Raw genomic sequence first — 19,949 nt, 5'->3', positions numbered from 1 at the left:
GTTCAGACAGGCGGTAGACAGGCGACCATGGCACCGGACAGCGCAGGGCAGGCGCCCGGCGTCGTGGTCGGCCCTGCCCGGCGTCGTGGTCCGCCCCGCCGGATCCCCCCTCACGCCGTGGCGGCCCCGGCCTCCGGCTCAGGCTCCGGCTCCGGCTCCGCCTTCGGCGGTGTCAATTGCCGGGACAGCCACGTCGGCACGCCGCCCAGCAGCCGGAACAGCCGCCAGGCCTCCTCGCGCAGCCGGGACGCCTCCGGCTCGGTCTCGGCGTCGGCCAGGGATGCCAGCGCCGGTGCGGTGCCGACGAGGTAGCCCAGCTCCTCACGGATCCGCAGGGACTCGGCGAAACCGTGCCGGGCCTCGGCCAGCTCCCCCTCCCGCAGGGCGAGTCCGGCGAGGTGCCGCCAGGTGAACGACAGCAGCAGCGGGTCGGGATGTGCGGAGGCACCGGCGTGGGCGCGGAGGTAGGCGGCCTTGGCGGCCTGCGGGGAGTGCGAGAGGTTCTCGGCGAGCAGTCCGCGCCGGAAGTCCAGCAGCGCCCGGCCGTCGGCCCCCGGAGGGATCAGCGCCGCCGCCCGCCCCAGCGCGGCCCGCGCCTCGTCGGCCCGGTCGCGCACCCCGTGCAGGGTGGCGGCGTAGGCGAGCTGGCCGCGCTCGCAGGCGGCCGCGCCGCGCTGTTCGTCACCCTGGGCCAGCGCCTCCGCCGTACGCAGCGCGTCCTCGGCGTCCTCCCATCCCGTCTCGGTGTACAGGCAGCGCTCGACGAGCAGGGCGGCCCGCTGGAGGGCGCCGGCCGCCGTGTCTCTGGGGAGCAGCGCCGCGGCGTCGGTCCAGCAGGCGCGGGAGCGCAACCGCCACACCGCGTTCTGGAGCGGACCGTCATCCGGAATCGCCGTTCCGTTCCCAGACATGGCGGAAAACGCCACATTGCCCTCCCTGAGCGCACCATTGAGCTTTGAGTCCTGAGCCTGAGCAGTCGCCGCATTCCAGCATCTTTGTGCGGGCCCGGCCAAGAGGGTGGGTGAAAGATTTCACAAAGTCGTGGGCCATGGGGAGCGTGTGAAGCTCCCCGGCGTACCCCCTTCTGACCTCAGCTCATGCGCAGCGCGAGGAAGAAATCGACCTTGTCCTCCAGCCGCGAGAGATCACGACTCGTCAACTGCTCGATACGCCCGACACGGTAACGCAGGGTGTTGACGTGGAGATGCAGCCGGGTCGCGCACCGCGTCCACGAGCCGTCGCAGTCCAGGAACGCCTCCAGCGTCGGGATCAGCTCGGCGCGGTGACGGCGGTCGTAGTCCCGCAGCGGGTCCAGCAGCCGGGCCGTGAAGGCACGCCGTACGTCGTCCGGGACGAACGGCAGCAGCAGCACGTGCGAGGCCAGCTCGTGGTGCCCGGCCGCGCACACCCGTCCGGGACGCGCGGCGGCCACCCGCCGGGCGTGCCGGGCCTCCTCCAGCGCCCCGCGCAGCCCCTCCGCCGAGTGCACGGTCGCACTCACCCCGAGCGTCAGCCGCCCGTCGTCGTCGAGCCCCGCCGACAGCGGGTCCCGTACGGCCTCCAGCAGCGCGTCGGCGAGGATCCCGGTCTCGGACCCGTCGTGCTCGCTCGACACCGCGGGCAGCGGTACGAGCGCCACCGCCTCGTCGTCGGTGTACGCGACGGCGATACGATCGGACTGCTCGGGCCCGCTGCTGCGCGGGTCGACCAGGATCTCCTCCAGCAGCGCCTGGGCGACCGGGCCGCCCTCGATCTCGCCGCCCGCCCACTCCACCCGGGCCACCACGACCTGCCAGTGCGGGGCGGCGCCGAGCCCGGGCAGCAGCACCGGCGCGGCCACGCGCAGCCGTGCCGCGATCTCGGTGGGCGCGGCGCCCGCCCGCAGCAGCTCCAGCACCTCCTGGGCGAGCCGCCGACGCACCGTGCGCGCGGCGTCCGTGCGCTCGCGTTCGACGGCGATGAGCTCGGTGACGCCGTGCAGCAGGTCCAGCCGCTCCGAGGGCCACTCCCCGGCGTCCGCGTCCACGGCCAGCAGCCAGTCCGACAGCACGGTCTCCCGTACGTCCCGGGGCGCCTGCGGGGCACGCCCGCCGCTCCCGCCGCGGACCGGGAAGAGGCTGTACGTCGTGTGCCCCAGCGTCACCCGGTGCGGCGCGCGCCGCCCGGCACGGGTGGCGGCCAGATGCTCGGCGGCCAGCGTGGCGCACACATCGTCGGGCAGTCCCGGCACCTCGGTCTTCGGGCCCGCGATCAGCCGCCCGGCGGAGGAGAGCACCCAGGCGCGCAGATCGAGGTCGGACCCGAGCAGATCGAGGACCACGTCATGGCCGCCGCCCGCGGGTCCGGCCGTCATCATCCGCCGGTGCCGCTCGACGACGGCCGCGAGGTCCCCGGCCCGCTCGCCGCTGACCTGCCGTACGACATGCTCGGTGATCGTCGCGAACGCCACCGACTCGTGCACCGCGAACAGCGGCAGCCGGTGCCGGGCGCAGGCCAGCACCAGGTCGTCGGGCACATTCCCCAGCTCGGCCTCACCGGCCGCCAGCGCGGCCACCCCGGCCTGCACCAGGATCTGCACGAAGGACTCGGAGTCCGCCGCGCCCCGCCGCCAGGCCAGGCCCGACAGGACCAGTTCCCCGCCGGAGAGGTAGCGGCTGGGGTCGCGCAGGTCGGTGGTCATCACACCCCGTACGGTGCGGTCCAGCTCTCCCTCGCCACCGAGCAGCCGCAGGCCCAGCCCATCGGTCTCCAGCAGTGCGCGCAGCCGCATTTCTCGTCGCCGCCGTTCTGTGTCTCTGTGTCTCGAAAACTACGATGAACCGCAGTCACCCGCCGCCGGGCCGCGCCGTGTGTTTCCACGGGAAAACGACGAGGTTTCCGACGACCTTCGTTCATACGAATCTACAAGATTACCCGCCTGGCCAGCCAACTCCTTCATGCTTTCCGTGACTGACCCCCCACACCCACCCCCCTGTCTACTGAACCCCACACCCCGCCCGAGCCCCCAAAGAGTCGCCCCCACAGACCGCCGGGAACTGCGCAAAAACCGACCACAGCACCGCCCTTGAGGGCCGCGGGGACCTGCGCAAGAAAACACCACAACGGGAACGCCCCCCAGGGGCGCGGGGAACTGCGCGGAACCCCCCACAACCGGAGCACACCGAAGCACCTCAGCCACCCACGCCCCCAGGGGCGCGGGGAACTGCGCGAGAACCCCCCCACAACCGGAGCACACCCAAGCACCTCAGCCACGCACCATCCAGGGGCGCGGGGAACTGCGCGACAAGCCCCCACCCACCCGCACCCGAGAAGCAACGCAGCCGTGCGCAGCACTAACAGCACCGAAGAATCAACGCAGCCGTGCGCAGCACAACCCGCCCCCGGAGCAATCGAGAGAAAAGAGGCCAGGCCATGGACTACCTACGCCCCACCACCTGGCCGGAGGCCCTGCGTGCAAAGGCCGAACACCCCACCGCCCTCCCCCTGGCAGGCGGCACCGACGTCATGGTGGAGCTCAACTTCGACCACCGCCGCCCCACCCACCTCCTGGACCTCACCCGCATCCCGGACCTCTACGACTGGGAGACCGGCGAGCACGAGATCCGCCTCGGCGCCTCCGTCCCGTACGCCCGCATCATGCAGCACCTCCGCACCGAACTCCCCGCCCTGGCCCTCGCCGCGCACACCGTCGCCTCCCCGCAGATCCGCAACCGCGGCGGCGTCGGAGGCAACCTCGGCACCGCCTCCCCGGCCGGCGACGCCCACCCCGCGCTGCTCGCGGCGGGCGCCGTGGTCGAGGCGGAGTCGGTGCGCGGCACCCGTCTGATCCCCATCGACGACTTCTACACCGGCGTGAAACGCAACGCACTCGCCCCCGACGAACTGATCCGTGCCGTACGGATCAGAACGGCGGACGGCCCGCAGCAGTTCGCCAAGGTCGGCACCCGTAACGCCATGGTGATCGCGGTCTGCTCCTTCGGCCTCGCCCTGCACCCCGCCACCCGCACGGTCCGCACCGGCATCGGCTCGGCGGCCCCCACCCCCGTCCGGGCCGAGGCTGCCGAGGACTTCCTGACGGCGGCGCTGGACGAGGGCGGCTTCTGGGACAATGGAAGGGCCGTCCCCCCTTCCCTGGCCCGGCAGTTCGCGCAGCTCTGCGCCGCCGCCTGCAACCCGATCGACGACGTCCGGGGCACCGCCGCCTACCGTCGCCACGCCGTCGGCGTCATGGCCCGCCGGACACTCACCTGGACCTGGGAGTCGTACCGGGGCACCCGCCCCGGCTCGCCACCGTCGGCCGGTACCCCGCAGGCACCGGAAGGAGCCGCGTGATGCGTGTCAGCCTCATCGTGAACGGGCGCCCGCAGCAGACGGACGACGTATGGGAGGGCGAGTCCCTGCTGTACGTCCTGCGGGAGCGCCTCGGACTGCCCGGCTCGAAGAACGCCTGCGAGCAGGGCGAGTGCGGCTCCTGCACGGTCCGCCTGGACGGCGTACCGGTGTGCGCCTGCCTGGTGGCGGCGGGCCAGGCGGAGGGCCGCGAGGTCGTCACCGTGGAGGGCCTGGCACGGTACGCCGAACAGCGAGCCCGAGGCGGCCCCACGACCGCAACCGCCACTGGAACTGCACCTGACACCTCCGCCACCGGAACCGCACCAGGCACCTCCGCCCCCGGAACCGCACCAGGCACCTCCGCCCCCGGAACCGCACCGGGTGCCTCCGCCCCCGGCACCTCCCTCGACGAGGCCCGCGCCTGGGCGCCACGGGGCATCGACTCCCAGACCGGCGAGGGCATCGGCCTCGCCCCCGTCCAGCAGGCGTTCATCGACGCGGGAGCCGTCCAGTGCGGCTTCTGCACCCCCGGCCTGCTGGTCGCCGTCGACGAGCTGCTGGAACGCGACCCGGACCCGTCCGACGCCGACATCCGCGAGGCCCTGTCCGGCAATCTGTGCCGCTGCACGGGCTACGAGAAGATCATGGACGCGGTCCGCCTGGCAGCCGCCCGGCAGCCGGAGGAGGGCTGACCCATGCCGTCACCCGAACCCCCGACCCCGCCCGTCCCCGGCGCTCCGATCGGCGCCCCCGGCAGCGCCCCCAACGGCGCGCCCACGAAACTCACCCAGCACTCCGGCATCGGCGGCGGTACCGGCGGCATCGGCGAGTCGACCCTCCGCCCCGACGGCACCCTCAAGGTCACCGGAGAGTTCGCGTACGCCTCCGACCTGTGGCACGAGGACATGCTGTGGGGCCAGATCCTGCGTTCCCCGGTCGCCCACGCCGAGATCCTGTCCATCGACACCGGTGAGGCCCTCGCCGTCCCGGGCGTGTACGCCGTGATGACCTACGACGACCTGCCCACCCCCGTACGCCACTACGGCCTGGAGCTCAAGGACACCCCCGTCCTCGCCCACCGCAGGGTCCGCCACCACGGCGAGCCGGTCGCACTCGTCGCCGCCGACCACCCGGAGACCGCCCGCCGGGCCGCCGCCAGGATCAGGGTCGAGTACCGCGAACTGCCGGTGATCACCGACGAGGCGTCGGCGACGGCACCGGACGCACCGGTGCTCCACGAACACCGCACCGACCCCCACGCCGCCCACGCCCCCCACCCGAACGTCCTCCACCGCCAGCCGATCGTCCGGGGCGACGCCGCACGGGCTGCCGAGCGCGCCGAGGTGATCGTGCGGGGCGAGTACCACTTCGGCATGCAGGACCAGGCGTTCCTCGGCCCCGAGTCCGGCCTCGCCGTGCCCGAGGAGGACGGCGGCGTCCACCTCTACATCGCCACCCAGTGGCTGCACGCCGACCTGCGCCAGATCGCGCCGGTCCTCGGCCTTCCCGAGGACAAGGTGCGGATGACCCTGTCCGGCGTCGGCGGGGCGTTCGGCGGCAGGGAGGACCTGTCGATGCAGATCCACGCCTGTCTGCTCGCCCTGCGCACCGGCAAGCCCGTCAAGATCGTCTATAACCGCTTCGAGTCCTTCTTCGGCCATGTCCACCGCCACCCGGCCCGCCTCTCCTACGAGCACGGGGCCACCCGAGACGGTAAGTTGACCCACATCAGGGCCAGGATCGTGCTGGACGGCGGCGCGTACGCGTCGACCTCCGCGGCGGTCGTCGGCAACGCCGCCTCGCTCGGTGTCGGACCGTACGCCGTGGACGACGTCGACATCGAGGCCCTCGCCCTCTACACCAACAACCCGCCCTGCGGAGCGATGCGCGGCTTCGGCGCGGTCCAGGCGTGCTTCGCCTACGAGGCGCAGATGGACAAGCTGGCGCGCGAACTCGGCATGGACCCGGTCGAGTTGCGGCAGCGCAACGCCATGGAGCAGGGCACCCTCATGCCGACCGGCCAGCGCGTCGACTCCCCGGCCCCGGTCGCCGAACTCCTCCGCCGCGTCAAGGCGTTGCCGATGCCTGAGGAGCGCCAGTGGGAGAGCAGCGAGGGCGTCGACGTACGGCAGCTGCCCGGCGGTCTGTCCAACACCACCCACGGGGAGGGCGTGGTGCGGGGCGTCGGATACGCGGTGGGCATCAAGAACGTCGGTTTCTCCGAGGGGTTCGACGACTACTCGACCGCCAGGGTGCGCATCGAGGCCGTCGCGGGTGAACCCGTGGTCACCGTGCACACGGCGATGGCGGAGGTCGGCCAGGGCGGCGTCACCGTCCACGCCCAGATCGCCCGCACCGAACTGGGCGTCGCCCACGTCACCATCCGCCCCGCCGACACCCGGGTGGGCAGCGCCGGTTCGACCTCCGCGTCACGGCAGACGTATGTCACCGGCGGCGCCGTGAAGCACGCCTGCGAACTGGTGCGGGAGAAGGTACTGGAGCTGGGGCGGCGCAAGTTCGGTACCTACCACCCGGCCTGGGCCACCGCCGAACTGCTCCTGGAGGGCGGCAAAGTGGTCACCGACGGCGGGGAAGCCCTCGCCGACCTGGCCGACGTGTTGGAGGACGAGGCCGTGGAGTCGGAGACGGAGTGGCGGCACCGCCCGACCCGGCCGTTCGACCCGCACACCGGCCAAGGCGACGGACATGTCCAGTACAGCTTCGCCGCGCACCGCGCCGTCGTGGAGGTCGACACCGAACTGGGCCTGGTGAAGGTGATCGAGCTGGCCTGCGCCCAGGACGTGGGCAAGGCCATCAACCCGCAGTCCGTGGCGGGCCAGATCCAGGGGGGCACCGTCCAGGGCCTGGGCATCGCGGTGATGGAGGAGATCCTCGTCGACCCGAGGACCGCGAAGGTCAGGAACCCGTCCTTCACGGACTACCTGATCCCCACCATCCTCGACACCCCCACGATCCCGGTCGACGTCCTCGAACTGGCCGACGACCACGCCCCGTACGGCCTGCGAGGCATCGGCGAGGCCCCCACCCTGTCCTCGACCCCGGCCGTCCTGGCGGCGATCCGCGACGCCACCGGCCTGGAGCTGAACCGCGTACCGGTCCGCCCGGAACACCTCACGGACCCCGACGCCCCCAGGACCGCAGGGCCCCAGGCCGACAGGGCCTAAGCCCGCCGCAGCAGCCGATTGACCGCCCGCCCGAACACCGACCGCGCCGCCGCCCCCAGCACCGGATCGAACGCACCCGGCAGGAACCGCACCCGCAGCTCCTCGCGCCAGACGACCCGGGTGCGCCCGCCGGGCCCCTCCCGCACCTCGATCTCGGCCCAACCCCGCACCATCCGGCCCCGCTTGACCAGCCGGACCAGACCGGGCTCACCGTCCTCCGGCGGACGCCAGACGGTCACCTCCATCCGATCGTCGAACGACAGCGGACCGATCCCGGAGCGGGCCACGAAGACCGTGCCCACCTGCGTCGGCGGCGGAGTGACCACGGTGACGCGGGTCAACGGGACCACATCACCGTGCCGGGACCACTCCGTGAGCCGGCGCCACGCCTCGTCGAGGGGGAGCGGCGCCGTGCGTTCGAGAAGAAGGACGACCACGCAACGATCTTAGGCAACCCGGGGCGTGCGGCCGGAGGTTCCCATCCGGGTCACTCGGATGGCTCACTCGCCCGGCAAGCAGGACGGCTCCACCCGATCACGCCGAACTCCCGTCGTCCGCCCGGGGGTTAGGGCCTGACTCTGTCGGGGATCTTGAGGATCCCCGGCGGGGCAGCATGATCAACGGGCATGCTCGGCTCTGTTCAAGGACCGATGCAGTTGTCGAGGTGCCCGTTGTCGCTTCACGCCCGTTCTGGTGAGCAAGTCCCTTCTCTGACCATGCAGATGGCGCGGGCGAGCAACCCGAGCGGTACAACGGCGATGTGGGTGAGAGACCGCCTGGGCGGGCTGTGGCGTGACGAGGACTTCGCCGACTGGTACCCCCGCGACGGCCGCCCAGGGCTCTCGCCCGCCCAGCTGGCCACCGTCTGTGTGCTCCAGTTCCTGCTCGGTCTGTCGGACCGGCAGGCGGCCGAAGCGGTTCGCTGCCGCATCGATTTCAAATACGCGCTGGCCATGGAACTGGACGATCCCGGCTTCCACCACAGCGTGCTGGCCGACTTCCGCGACCGTCTCACCGAGGACGGCCGAGCCGACCGTCTCCTCGACCTCGCGCTCGAACGCCTGAAGGAGGCCGGTCTCGTTCGCGAACGCACCACCCAGCGCACGGACTCCACCCACGTCCTGGCCGCGGTGCGCGACCTGACCCGGCTGGAACTGGTCACCGAGGCCGTCCGCGCCGCGCTGGAAGAGCTGGCCGGCACCGCTGATCACCTGCTGGCCGGCCTGGTGGACGAGGAGTGGGGGCGCCGCTACGGCCGTCCGGTCCGTCTGGGCAAGAACCCCACCCGCCCCAAGACCAGAATCCTCGCCACCGGAGGCGACGCCGTCCGGCTGATCGAGCACCTCGGGCAGCACGGGCCGGAACGCCTGTCAGGGCCCCGCGTCCAGGCCCTGCGGCAGATCATGGTGCAGAACTACTACCGTGACGGGGCCGGGCGCCTGCGCTGGCGCACCGTGGAGGACGGCGGGCTGCCGCCCTCGTCCGTCGCGGTCGTCTCGCCCTACGATCCGACGGCCCGCTACGCGCGCCGCGGACACGTCACCCGTTGGAAGGGGTTCGTCGCGCATCTCACCGAGACCTGCGATCCCGACGGCGTCAACGTGATCACGGATGTGGCCACCACCGATGCCACCGGCTACGACGCGAAGGCTCTGCCCGGCATCCACACCCGGCTCAAGCGCCGCGGGCTGCTGCCCGCCGAGCATCTGGTCGACGGCGGCTACACCTCCCTGGTCCATCTGGAACAGGCAGCCCGCGAACACCAGGTCACGGTCACCGGACCACTGCCGGTCAACACCACCCGCCAGAACCGCAGGAACAACGGGTTCGGCCGCGACGACTTCCACATCGACTTCGACCGTCGGCAGGTCACCTGCCCGCAGGGCGAGACCAGCGCGGGCTGGCACGGCCCCTACCCGACTTCCTCGCCCACGGCGGCACCTCTGATCGTGGCCCGGTTCACCAAGAGCCAGTGCCGGCCCTGCCCGGTCCGCACCCGCTGCACGACCACCGCCGACAGCGCCCGGAGCGTGGGCTTCCCCCCGCGAGAACTCCGTGACCTGCAACTCCGAGTCCGTGCCGAGCAGCAGACACCCGAATGGCAGGCTCGCTACGCGGTCCGCTCCGGAGTGGAAGGCACCATCAACGAGCTCGCCCACGGACACGGCATGCGCCACTGCCGCTACCGGGGACAGCACAAAGCCCACTTACAGCACGTGTTCACAGCCATCGCTGCAAACATCGAGCGCCTCAGCCGACGGCCGCCGACCGGAGAAGCGCCTCCGTCCCGACGGCCGACCGCCTTCCAGAACTACCTGGACCAGCACGGGATCCCCCGGCCGAGGTCTTGGCGGTCCGCCAGAGACTGAGCAGACCGCCAAGATCCCCGACAGAGTCAGGCCCTACGGCGCCGCCGTCCTTTCGAGGGTGCGGCGCAGACGGCGTTCCGAGAGACGGCCGTAGCCGAAGGGGCGGCCGTCCAGCAGGATGCCGGGGGCGAAGAAGAACCCGGCACCGGCGGCCAGCCGTTGGCCCTCCTCGCTCGCCAGACCGATCTCGGTGACCGTGAGCGGATGATCGGCGCCGACCCTGGCCAGCACCTCCTTGGCGTGGTCGCACAGCGGGCAGTCGGCCTGGGTGAGCAGGGTGACGGAGCGTCTCATTCCTTCGTCGCTCATTCCTTCGTCGCTCATGCTTTCCGGCCCGCCTTCAGATCGGCGAGCAGCTTGTCGACCTTGACGTACATCGTGTACTTCGGGGCGCCGCCGTAGTCCGCCCGCCACTGGATCTTCCCGTCGGGGCCGACCAGCAGGAAGCTGTGGCCGGGGCGGTCCATCCCCATCATCCCGTACTTCTCGGCCTCGTACTTCTTGGAGATCTTCAGATCCGGGTCGGAGAGCACGGGCATGGTGATTCCCTCGTCCTTGACCTTGCGGGCGATCAGATCCACCTTGTCGCTGGTGATGGAGACCACGTCGTCGATCCCGGCCGCCTTGATCCTGGCCGCGCTCTTCTCCATGTCCTTCATCTGGTCCCAGCACGGCTGGCAGGTCAGGCCCTCCTGGAAGTAGAGCAGCACGGATTTGCCCCGGAAGGAGGACAGGTCGGTGGTACCGCCCTTGCTGGACGCCAGTGAGAAGGCGGGCGCGACTGCGCCGATGCCGGGTTTGCCGACGTCGTAGCCTCCGCTTGCCGCCGACTCCTCGGAGCGGTTGAACACCGCGTACAGCCCACCGGTCACCGCAGCCAGCACCACTGCCGTCACCGTCAGCCGGGTCACCCGGCGCCTGCGCAGTTCCAGCCGCTGCTGCCGTTCGCGCTCCAGCCTGAGCCGGGTGCGGCGGTCGGCTTTGGTCTCGCGTTTGGTGTCAGTGGCCATGGCAGGAGTGCTCCAGGTCTTCGGTTCCGTCGGTGTCCGGGTCGGCCGGGCCGACGCTCTCAGTCGTGTCGCCGGTGTCGCCGGTGTCGCCGGTGTCGGGGGTGTCGGCGGAGTCCGTGGCGTCCGTTGTGTTGCCGGTGTCGGTGTCCGCACCGTCGCGTGGGCTCAGCGCGCGCCAGATCAGGAGGGCCAGGGCGATGGCACCGGCGAGAGCGACGGCCCAACCCGGGAGCCAGGAAAGGGACTTGGTGGCCCGTGACGCGAAGTGCTGGAGGTCGGCGGTGAAGGTGACCCGCCAGCCACCGGTGGCCATCGAGTTGTCGGAGACCGCGAAGACGAGCGTCAGGACGCCCATCGCCACCAGGAGGCAGCCCGCCAGCAGGTCGCCGAGCGGCAGGGTGCGCCGCCACCGGCCCGCTCGCAGTGTGACCTTGCGGCCGGTCAGGAAGCGGGCGGGTCCGCGGTTGCCGCGCTCCCATGCCAGGGCGATCAGCGCCAGCGGGGCCACCATCCCCAGCACATACATCAGCCCCACGCTCAGCGCCGCCGGGAAGGATGCGGTCGCACCGGACAGCACCACCACACCGGCCAGCACCGGAGCACAGCAGGCGCTGGCGATCCCGGAGAACGCGCCCAGCGCGTAGGCGGAGCCGAAGCCGCTGCGGCCGGGAGAGCGCCCGGACGGCATCGGCAGATCGAGCTTCCAGCCGCCGAGCGTGGCCAGCCCGCCGAGCAGCATCAGAGTGCCGCCGACGAGATAGATCCACAGGTGGTAGCGCTGGAGCGCGGCCGTGGCCGCCGCGGCGCCGAGCCCGACCGGCACGATGACCGTGGCCACCCCCGCGCCGAACGCCAGCGTCGCGGCGACCACCCGGCCCCGGGAACGGAAGCCCGAGGCGAAGTAGGCGGGCAGCATCACGGAGATGCAGCAGGGGGCGAGCAGGGCCACGACCCCGCCGAGGAACGACGCGAGCAGCGTCGTACCGAGGAGCATTTCGCTCATGTGCGTGTCTTTTCTGTCGGACCGGCCGCGGGAGTGGCCTGCGGCATCAGGACTGCGGGGGTGCGTCGTCCGTGGTCCGTCGGCGGGTGGTCGTCGTGGCGCGCAGGATGCGCACCTCCTCCTGGAGATCGGCGATCTGCCGGTGCAGGTCGGAGTCCGCGGACGCCTTGTGCAGCTGCGGCTGCGGAGTGCCGGACCCGGACCCGGCCCCGGTGCTCCGGCCGCTCGCGGCGCCGTGCATCCCGCGCATCATGAAGATCATGCTGAGCGGGCAGAGGGCCAGGAGCAGCAGGGGAAACGCGCCCGCGATCCAGCCGGGCCTGAGGGCGAGCAGGGCGGCGACGACGACTGCGCCGCCGATGAGCACGTTCTTATTGATGTGTTTCACGGGGGATTCCTCCGGAGGCGAGGCCTGGATCCGATGGGGAGACGAGGATCAGGAGCCGCCGCCGAGGCCCTGCATCATGCCGCTCGTCGAGGTGCCGGAGGAGCCGCCCATCATGCCGCCCATCGACGTGCCCGAGCCGCCGCCCATCATCGAGCCGGAGCTTCCGGACCCGTGGCCGCGACCGGACATCATGTCCCGCATCTGCTTCCTGGCCTCGGCGCGGTCCTTGGCGGGCACATGCTTGACGCACTGCTGGAGCATGGCGTTCAAGTTCTTCGGGTCACCCGTCCGGGAAGACTGGGCCGAGGCCGAGGTCGTGCCGCCGGTCGCGGGCGTCGCCGTCGGGGACGACGCGAACGCCGTGGTGGCTCCGAACGTGCCGAGTCCGACGAGCAGAGTGGCGGCCGTGGCCACCGCGAGGGTCCTGGGCCTGGTCATGACTGGGGCTCCTTCCATCGCCGTACGCCACCTGCCGGCGTCGGCAATCCGGAACGTAGGCACGCGGTGTGAAGAAGCCGTGAAGCGGCCGTGTGCTCGTGCTGTGCGCCGGAGCCGGAACCCGTACGGCATCAGGGTCACCGTCGGCGTGGCGGCATGATGGAGGCCGTACGAAGGAGGGTGTCCGTGACCACGACGGTTCTGGTCGTCGACGACGAGGCGAAGCTGCGCGGGCTGCTGCGCGACTACCTGGAGCGCGACGGCTACACGGTCCTGGAGGCGAGCGACGGGCGCGGCGCCCTGGAGACCGCCGCCCTCTCCCACCCGGACCTGGTCGTGCTGGACCTGGGGCTGCCCGGGCTGCCCGGCGAGGAGGTAGCCCAGGTGCTGCGCCGCACCAGCGACGTGCCGATCATCATGCTCACCGCGAAGGCCGGCGAGAACGACCGGGTGATGGGCCTGCGGCTCGGCGCCGACGACTACGTCGTCAAGCCCTTCAGCCCCCGCGAACTCGTGGCCCGCGTCGAGGCGGTCCTGCGCCGCGCCCGCGGCCCGTACGCGGGGACGGCGGCGCCCGTCTCCTACGGCGACGGGCGGCTGCGGATCGACACCGACCGCCGTGAGGTGCACAGCGACGGACGGCCGGTCGAGCTCACCCGCACCGAGTTCGACCTGCTGGCCGCGCTCGCCTCGCGCCCGGGGCGGGTGTGGAGCCGTATGGAGCTGGTCGGCCATGTCCAGGGGCACTCCCTGGACGCGTACGAGCGGACCGTCGACGTGCATGTGAAGAACCTGCGCCGCAAACTCACCGACACCCCGCCGTCCACCGTGGTCGTCACCGTGCCGGGGATCGGCTACAAACTCGGGGTCGAGCGTGACGACCGCGGTGGACGTGACGAGCACGGTGGGCACGATGACGCCGCCGGGCGCGACGAGCGCCCCGACCCTCGCCGGGAGACGTGATGCGTGAGCTGCTCCGCGGCCGGTTCGCGCGCCGTCTCGCGCTCGCCTTCGCAGCCCTCGGGATCGGCACGGCCGCACTGACCGCCGTTCTCGTGAACGCCGCGTTCGGCGACCGCTTCGACGACTACCTCGCCGACCAGCAGCATGTGCGCCAGCAACAGCTCACCGCCCTGTTCACCGGCGCATACGAACGGGACGGCGGCTGGCGCACCGCCGCCCTCGACCGGCTCGCGGGCACGGTCGAGATGAGCGGCTCCGAGACCGAACTGCTCGACGCGCACGGCCGGAGGATCTGGTCGCTCGCGGACGCGGACGTCGACTCCGCCACTCTCCAGATGCACCGGACCATGATGGGCACCGGCGACCTCGGCTCCCCGACCAGCCTGCCCGTCACCGTCGACGGCCGACGGGTCGGCACCCTCGACGTCCGGGTGCCGCAGGGCGCCGTCCCGGCCGTCGACAAGGAGTTCCGCGACTCCGTCAACCGGCTCCTGGCGGGCGGCGCCCTGGTCGCGGGCCTGGCCGCCCTGGTCGTCGGCGTTTACACCGCGCGCCGCGCCACCGCGCCCATCGCGGAACTCACCCGCGCCGCCGAGGACCTGGCCGCGGGCCACCGCGACCGCCGCGCGACCGCCATCCCCGACAACGAGATCGGCGAACTCGCCACCGCCTTCAACACGATGGCCGACCGGGTGGAGAAGGAGGACGAACTGCGCCGCACCTTCGCCGCCGACGTGGCGCACGAACTGCGCACCCCGCTCGCCATCCAGCGCAGCGAACTGGAGGCGATCCAGGACGGCATCCGCGAGCCGAGCGACGCGGCCATCGGCTCCCTGCACGACGAGAACATGCGGCTGACCCGCCTCGTCGCCGACCTGGAGGCACTCGCCTCCGCCGACGCGGCCGTGTTCACCCTCGAACGCCGCCCGCTGCCGCTGGCCGACCTGGTCACCGACACCGTCGACGGACTCGCCGACGCCTTCACCGACGCCCGTATCACCGTGCGCACCGAACTGGTCGAGGTGCGGGTCGACGGCGACCCGGTGCGGCTGCGGCAGATCGTCACCAACCAGCTCACCAACGCCGTGAAGTTCGTGCCCGAGGGCGGCTCGGTCGCCGTAGGGCTGCGCAGGGAGGACGACTGGGCCGTGCTCACCGTGGCCGACACCGGTCCGGGGATCCCCGGCGACGAACTGCCGCACATCTTCGACCGCTTCTTCCGCAGCCGTACCGCCCGTGCCGACGGCTCAGGCATCGGCCTCGCCGTCGCCGCCGAACTCACCACCGCCCACGGCGGCACGCTCACCGCGGCCAGCGAACCCGGCCACGGCACCACCTTCACGACCCGGCTGCCCGCTCTCGCCGACTGACATCACCCGGCAGTGCCCAGGCCGCCTTCCGCCCGGTGGCGTCAGACAACGCCTTCCGCCCGCCCGGGGCTGCGCCCCCGTACCCCCGCTCCTCAAACGCCGGAGGGGCTGAATTTCAGCCCCTCCGGCGTTTGAGGACGAGGCCCGAAGGACCGACAAGGGGGTCTGGGGGCACAGCCCCCAGGGACGGGAACGGGAAGGGGCGGCGGGGGCGGAATCCCCCTCGGCGGCGTCAGACCGTACCGCAGGACGCGATCCAGCGGCTGTGCTCCTGCGCCGCGGCCAGCCAGGCGTCCGTCGCCCGGGTGTGCGCCGTACGGGCGGCGGGGTGGCGGCGGTACTGGCCCGCGAGCTGCCTGCCCACCATGTGCGTCAGGGCCAGCAGCCGCGCCTGCTCCCGGTCCGCGTCACCGCCGCGCGGTGACCACGGCGGGCAGCCGGGACGCCGCAGGGCGGCGTCGCCGCCGAGCAGCAGCCACGGTGCCTCCAGCGCGAGCGGCAGCCGGCCGCCCGGGACACCGGAGCCCCGTACCGGGGGCCGCGGTCCCGCCGGTACGGCGGTGGCGCGGTCCAGCACGCGCCGCTGGGCCGGGGACAGCCCTCCCGCCTCGGCGAGCGCCCGCTGGGCGTCCAGCGACAGCAGTCGGAGGGTCTCGCACGCGGTCTCCACCTCGCCGAGGACCTGGATCATCCGGTCGGCAGGGCAGCCCGCCTCGAACAGATCGGCCGCGGACCGCGGAAGCCCGGCGACCGCGGCGAGCATGGCGGTCTGCGCGGTGAGCTGCCGGGCCAGTTGCGGGGCGGCGTCCGGTGAGGGCCAGCAGTACAGCGGTTCCAGCGCGTCGGCGGCCAGCAGCTCGGCGGGCTCGTAGGGGCGGCCGGTGCGGCCGCTCGGTACGTCCAGGCGCCAGTTCCAGGTGGCCAGCACCGGTCCCACCGGAACCGTCGGCCGCCGGTACAGCCGTAGACACAGCGCCTGCCACAGCCGGGTCAGGGACTGAGGCGGGTCGTCGGTCGACGAGTGCTCCGACGCCGCGTCGGCCGTCGGCGCCGGTCCGGGGGCGAAGTCGGGCCAGTCGCAGCACAGCCCCATCACGGCGAGCCGCAGCAGCGCCCCTCCGGCCGTCTGGCGCGGCAGCAGGTCGATGTCCGCCGGCTGCGTCAGCAGAGCGGCGGACTGAGCCCAACGCCATGTCCAGCGCCGGGCGTTGGTCGTCAGCGCCTCCTTGGGCAGGTGCTGCGCCGGTTTGTCGAGCGCCGACCAGGCATCGGCAAGCCGCAGATTCGGGCTGACCGAGGGCAGCAGGGAGAGCCCTGCCGCCGTGGCCGCGCCGGTGGTCGTCGGTGCGACGACCCCTGGGACCGCTCCGACCACCGGCCCGGTTCCCGTTCCCGTTCCCGTAACGGTCATGGGTGTCCCGGTGGTGATGAGCGGCGCCGCGGGAGTCCCCATGGTCGGATCCGCCTTTCATGCATGGATGCCGGTTCTCTCACCCGAAGCGTCATCCCCGGCGACTCGCATGCCGCTGCATTCAAGGTCCCTGCCGCATGGGCTGGTCGGCCCTGAATTCCAGGGACCTTTGGCCCGTCAGGGCACGTCAAAGCGGGTGCGCAGGAACGGAGGTGTTTGTATACGTATACCGCGCCTCTCACCCGCCGATCTTCCCGCCCGTCGTCAGCGCCGATGAATGGCATACGGATTCATGCACGGAGACGGACGTTATGCGCTCCTGGGGCGCATAGCCATTCACTCGACGCCCGGATGGGCCGACATACGGCGACTCGGCTCATGCGAGCGCATGGCTGCAAATATGCAGCGCCTTGCGTAGGGCGAAACGGCCATTCGAGGGCGGTTCGCTTCCGTGGCCCGGTTCGGGCACCGCCGACGTTCAACGCCATCGGGTCGCGGCGGATGCAGACTGGCGTCGCCCCCAGGAACTCAGGACGGGCGGCGGAACGTAATCCGGCCGCAAGCCCGTTCAGGCGAGTACGGAGAAAGAAATGACGACGACGTCATCACCGGCGGAGAGACAGGCGAGCCCTCCCGACGGCCCCGAGGTGCCTTCTGACAAGGCGTCGGCAACCCTCGGACTGCCCGCGGCGACCGCCCTCGTGGTCGGATCCATCATCGGCACCGGGATCTTCCTGCTGCCCGCGACCATGGCGCAGTACGGGACGATCAGCCTGGTAGCCCTGCTGGTGGTGACGGTCGGCGCCCTCGCCGTCGCGTCCGTCTTCGGCAAGCTGTCCACGCGGATCCCCGGTTCGGGCGGACCGTACATCTACGCCCGGCACGGCCTCGGAGAATTCCCGGCGTTCCTCAGCGCATGGTCGTACTACATCACCGTACTGGCCGGTGACGCCGCGATTTCTGTGGCGTGGGTCGGCTATGTCAACTACTTCCTGCACTGGGACAGCAAAGTCGGCTCGGCGATTCTCGCCATCATCGGCGTGTGCATTCCCACCGCGATCAACCTGGCCGGCCTGCAGAAGGTCGGTTTCATCCAGACGATCGTCACCGCGGCGAAGTTCCTGATGCTGCTGTTCGTGTCGCTGGTCGGCCTGTTCTTCCTGAAGGCCGCCAACTTCGGCCCGTTCATCACCGACGGCAACTCCTGGATGGGTGCCATCTCCTCGGCCGGTGCCGTGGTGCTGTTCGCCTACTCCGGCGTCGAGACCGCCGCCATCGTGGCCAGCCGGGTGCGCAACCCCGAGCGGAACATCTCCCGTTCCGGTCTCTACGGCACGCTGGCCTGCGCCCTGGTCTACTTCCTCAGCACGATCACGATCTTCGGCACAGTCCCGCACGACAAGCTGCTCAAGTCCTCGGCCCCGTTCGCCGACGCCATGGTCAACATGTTCGGCGGCGCCTGGGGCGGTGTGGTCTCCGCGCTGGCGGTGCTGTCCGGCATCGGCGCGCTCATCGGCTGGGCCACGGTCTGCGCCGAGGTGCCCTACGCGGTCGCCCAGGACAAGCTGTTCCCGCAGGTGTTCACCAAGCAGAGCAAGAACGGCGCGCTGTGGGCAGCCCTGTTGATCTCGCTCGTCCTCAAGATCGTGCTGATCCTGTTCAACTACGCCGGTGCGGCCAACGTGTTCGAGACGGTGGTGCTGCTCACCACGCTGACCACCGCGATCCCGTTCCTGCTGGGCACCAGCGTGCAGCTCTTCTGGCTGATCGCCAAGGGCCGCGCGGTGACGGAGACCTTCGTCCGCGACGTGGTGATCGCCGTCTTCGCGGTCGCGTTCTCCTTCTGGCTCATCTACGGCTCCGGCCAAGAGGCCGTGTTCAGCGGCACGCTGATGGTCTTCGCCGGTGTCGTCGTCTACATCTGGGTCAAGGGCCGGCGCGGTGAGTACGGCGGAAAGGCCGACGATCCCGTGGCCGCCGCCCCTGCTCCCGCCACCGCCCCCGACGCGGACGCGGTCTGACCCCCACAGCCGCCCCGGGGCGGACACCACCTGGCTCCGCCCCCACGGCCCTCGTTCCCGCCGCCCCCACAGCCACCGCCCCCGACGCGGAAACCCACCGGATCCACTGCCGCCGCGGTGTCCCCTCCACCTCAGAAAGCGAGACCCCGATGTCCTTCCACGTCGATTCCGAGGCCGGCGTCCTGCGCCAGGTCATCCTCCACGAGCCCGGTCTGGAGATGCAGCGCCTCACCCCCAGCAACAAGGACGGCCTGCTCTTCGACGATGTGCTGTGGGTGCCTCAGGCGCGTGAGGAGCACCAGACCTTCCAGCGCACGCTGCGGGACGAGGGCGTGACGGTCCATCTGCTCAAGGACCTGCTCACCGAGACGCTCAAGGTGGACGAGGCACGGGAGTTCGTCCTCGGCCGGGTGCTCGACGAGCGGCAGGAACTGGTGGGCGGCGGCCTCTCCCGGCTGGCGTACGGCGTGCTGAGCGACCTGCCCCCGGACACCCTGGCCGACCACCTGATCGGCGGCATCAACAAGCGGGAGTTCAAGGCGCTCGCCGGCCCGGCGATCCCGCGCACCCTGGGCCTGGAGGCGCTGGAGGACTACGAGTTCCTCCTCACCCCGCTGCCCAACCACCTGTTCACCCGCGACACCTCGTGCTGGATGTACGAAGGCGTGTCGATCAACCCGATGATGATGCGGGCCCGCAAGCGCGAGACCGTGCACTACGAGGCGATCTACCGCTACCACCCGCTGTTCGCCGACGCGGAGTTCCCGCTGTGGAGCCCGGGCGAGGAGCAGGCGCCCGCCACCATCGAGGGCGGCGACGTCGAGGTGATCGGCAACGGCACGGTGCTGATCGGCCTGAGCGAGCGCACCACGCCGGCCGGTGTGGAGCTCGTGGCCCGTTCGCTCTTCGCGCACGACGCGGCCACCCGCGTCATCGCCGTGGAGCTGCCCAAGGCGCGCTCGTGCATGCACCTGGACACCGTGATGACCATGGTCGACCGGGACGTGTTCACCCTCTACAGCGAGCTCGACCCGGACAGCCTGAAGTCCTGGACCCTCACCCCGAGCGGTGGCCCCACCGGCCTCACGGTCAAGGAGAACCGTTCCTTCTTCGACGAGATCGCCGACTCCCTGGGCCTCAACTCCGTCCGGGTGCTGCGCACCGAGCAGGACCCCTACGCCGCCCAGCGCGAGCAGTGGAACGACGGCTGCAACGTGCTGACCGTCAGCCCCGGCAAGGTCGTCGCCTACTCCCGCAACGAGGTCGCCAACCAGATGCTGCGCGACAACGGCATCGAGGTGCTCGCCGTCCCCGGTTCCGAGCTCGGCCGCGGCCGTGGCGGCCCGCGCTGCATGAGCTGCCCCATCGAGCGCGAGCCCGTCCCGGCCGCCTCCTGACCACCCCTTCCTGACCCCCTCCTGACCCCTCCCGTACCGAACCCCCACTGGAGACAACCGAC

Annotated in this window: 17 protein-coding genes; 8 read left to right on the top strand and 9 right to left on the bottom strand. The window is 71.6% G+C overall.

Annotation, left to right across the window (positions count from 1 at the left end; all coding sequences use genetic code 11):
- Window positions 1-110: 110 nt before the first annotated feature.
- On the bottom strand, window positions 111-926 hold the full coding sequence (locus tag ACSYGN_RS08135) for a hypothetical protein (protein ID WP_460393375.1): 816 nt from the start codon (window positions 924-926) through the stop codon (window positions 111-113).
- Window positions 927-1,090: 164 nt separating this feature from the next.
- Window positions 1,091-2,770 (bottom strand): helix-turn-helix domain-containing protein, encoded by a 1,680-nt coding sequence (locus ACSYGN_RS08130; RefSeq protein WP_460393373.1) that lies wholly within the window; start codon window positions 2,768-2,770, stop codon window positions 1,091-1,093.
- Window positions 2,771-3,411: 641 nt separating this feature from the next.
- On the opposite strand from ACSYGN_RS08130, the gene ACSYGN_RS08125 reads away from it, so the two are divergent.
- The 3 genes from ACSYGN_RS08125 to pucD are packed head-to-tail and all read left to right on the top strand — an operon-like array spanning window position 3,412 to window position 7,517.
- Window positions 3,412-4,332 carry an FAD binding domain-containing protein gene (locus ACSYGN_RS08125; protein ID WP_460393371.1) on the top strand — a complete coding sequence of 307 codons (921 nt, stop codon included), beginning with the start codon at window positions 3,412-3,414 and terminating at the stop codon, window positions 4,330-4,332.
- Complete coding sequence (locus ACSYGN_RS08120; RefSeq protein ID WP_460393369.1) at window positions 4,332-5,024, top strand: (2Fe-2S)-binding protein; 693 nt, start codon at window positions 4,332-4,334, stop codon at window positions 5,022-5,024. Before ACSYGN_RS08125 ends, ACSYGN_RS08120 begins: the two co-directional genes overlap by 1 nt.
- A gap of 3 nt (window positions 5,025-5,027) precedes the next feature.
- Window positions 5,028-7,517, top strand: coding sequence for a xanthine dehydrogenase subunit D (gene pucD / locus ACSYGN_RS08115; protein ID WP_460393367.1), 2,490 nt, complete (start codon window positions 5,028-5,030; stop codon window positions 7,515-7,517).
- Here pucD and ACSYGN_RS08110 read toward each other — a convergent pair.
- Window positions 7,514-7,954: an SRPBCC family protein gene (locus ACSYGN_RS08110; RefSeq protein ID WP_460393365.1), complete on the bottom strand. Its 441-nt coding sequence runs from the start codon at window positions 7,952-7,954 to the stop codon at window positions 7,514-7,516. The genes pucD and ACSYGN_RS08110 overlap by 4 nt on opposite strands.
- A gap of 279 nt (window positions 7,955-8,233) precedes the next feature.
- On the opposite strand from ACSYGN_RS08110, the gene ACSYGN_RS08105 reads away from it, so the two are divergent.
- Complete coding sequence (locus ACSYGN_RS08105; RefSeq protein ID WP_460391610.1) at window positions 8,234-9,886, top strand: IS1182 family transposase; 1,653 nt, start codon at window positions 8,234-8,236, stop codon at window positions 9,884-9,886.
- A 33-nt stretch (window positions 9,887-9,919) separates the two neighbouring features.
- Here the strand turns inward: ACSYGN_RS08105 and ACSYGN_RS08100 are convergent, their stop codons facing one another.
- Genes ACSYGN_RS08100 through ACSYGN_RS08080 form a run of 5 tightly spaced genes read right to left on the bottom strand, consistent with a single transcriptional unit; the run spans window position 9,920 to window position 12,725 of the window.
- Complete coding sequence (locus ACSYGN_RS08100) at window positions 9,920-10,210, bottom strand: glutaredoxin family protein (protein WP_460393363.1); 291 nt, start codon at window positions 10,208-10,210, stop codon at window positions 9,920-9,922.
- The gene (locus ACSYGN_RS08095; protein WP_460393361.1) at window positions 10,207-10,896 is read right to left on the bottom strand and encodes a peroxiredoxin family protein; all 690 of its coding nucleotides are present in this window, start codon (window positions 10,894-10,896) and stop codon (window positions 10,207-10,209) included. Before ACSYGN_RS08095 ends, ACSYGN_RS08100 begins: the two co-directional genes overlap by 4 nt.
- Complete coding sequence (locus ACSYGN_RS08090; RefSeq protein WP_460393359.1) at window positions 10,886-11,899, bottom strand: cytochrome c biogenesis CcdA family protein; 1,014 nt, start codon at window positions 11,897-11,899, stop codon at window positions 10,886-10,888. The genes ACSYGN_RS08095 and ACSYGN_RS08090 overlap by 11 nt, the downstream gene beginning before the upstream one ends.
- A 46-nt stretch (window positions 11,900-11,945) precedes the next feature.
- Complete coding sequence (locus ACSYGN_RS08085; protein ID WP_460393357.1) at window positions 11,946-12,287, bottom strand: DUF2933 domain-containing protein; 342 nt, start codon at window positions 12,285-12,287, stop codon at window positions 11,946-11,948.
- A gap of 48 nt (window positions 12,288-12,335) precedes the next feature.
- The gene (locus tag ACSYGN_RS08080) at window positions 12,336-12,725 is read right to left on the bottom strand and encodes a hypothetical protein (RefSeq protein WP_460393355.1); all 390 of its coding nucleotides are present in this window, start codon (window positions 12,723-12,725) and stop codon (window positions 12,336-12,338) included.
- A 186-nt stretch (window positions 12,726-12,911) separates the two neighbouring features.
- Here ACSYGN_RS08080 and ACSYGN_RS08075 point away from each other — a divergent pair, with 186 nt between their 5' ends.
- Together ACSYGN_RS08075 and ACSYGN_RS08070 are read left to right on the top strand one after the other, a co-directional pair.
- Window positions 12,912-13,688 (top strand): response regulator transcription factor, encoded by a 777-nt coding sequence (locus ACSYGN_RS08075; RefSeq protein ID WP_460393353.1) that lies wholly within the window; start codon window positions 12,912-12,914, stop codon window positions 13,686-13,688.
- A complete protein-coding gene (locus ACSYGN_RS08070; RefSeq protein WP_460393351.1) occupies window positions 13,688-15,058 on the top strand; it encodes a sensor histidine kinase in 1,371 nt (456 codons plus the stop codon). Before ACSYGN_RS08075 ends, ACSYGN_RS08070 begins: the two co-directional genes overlap by 1 nt.
- A 232-nt stretch (window positions 15,059-15,290) precedes the next feature.
- On the opposite strand, the gene ACSYGN_RS08065 is transcribed toward ACSYGN_RS08070, so the two are convergent.
- Window positions 15,291-16,511 carry a hypothetical protein gene (locus ACSYGN_RS08065; RefSeq protein WP_460393349.1) on the bottom strand — a complete coding sequence of 407 codons (1,221 nt, stop codon included), beginning with the start codon at window positions 16,509-16,511 and terminating at the stop codon, window positions 15,291-15,293.
- A gap of 548 nt (window positions 16,512-17,059) precedes the next feature.
- On the opposite strand from ACSYGN_RS08065, the gene ACSYGN_RS08060 reads away from it, so the two are divergent.
- Entirely contained in the window at window positions 17,060-18,490 is a 1,431-nt protein-coding gene (locus ACSYGN_RS08060; protein ID WP_460393347.1) for an amino acid permease, read from the top strand.
- Window positions 18,491-18,639: 149 nt separating this feature from the next.
- Complete coding sequence (locus ACSYGN_RS08055; protein WP_460393345.1) at window positions 18,640-19,887, top strand: arginine deiminase; 1,248 nt, start codon at window positions 18,640-18,642, stop codon at window positions 19,885-19,887.
- Window positions 19,888-19,949 lie beyond the last annotated feature (62 nt).

Source organism: Streptomyces sp. YIM S03343, assembly GCF_054729195.1.
This window is presented reverse-complemented; position numbering and strand designations above follow the sequence as displayed.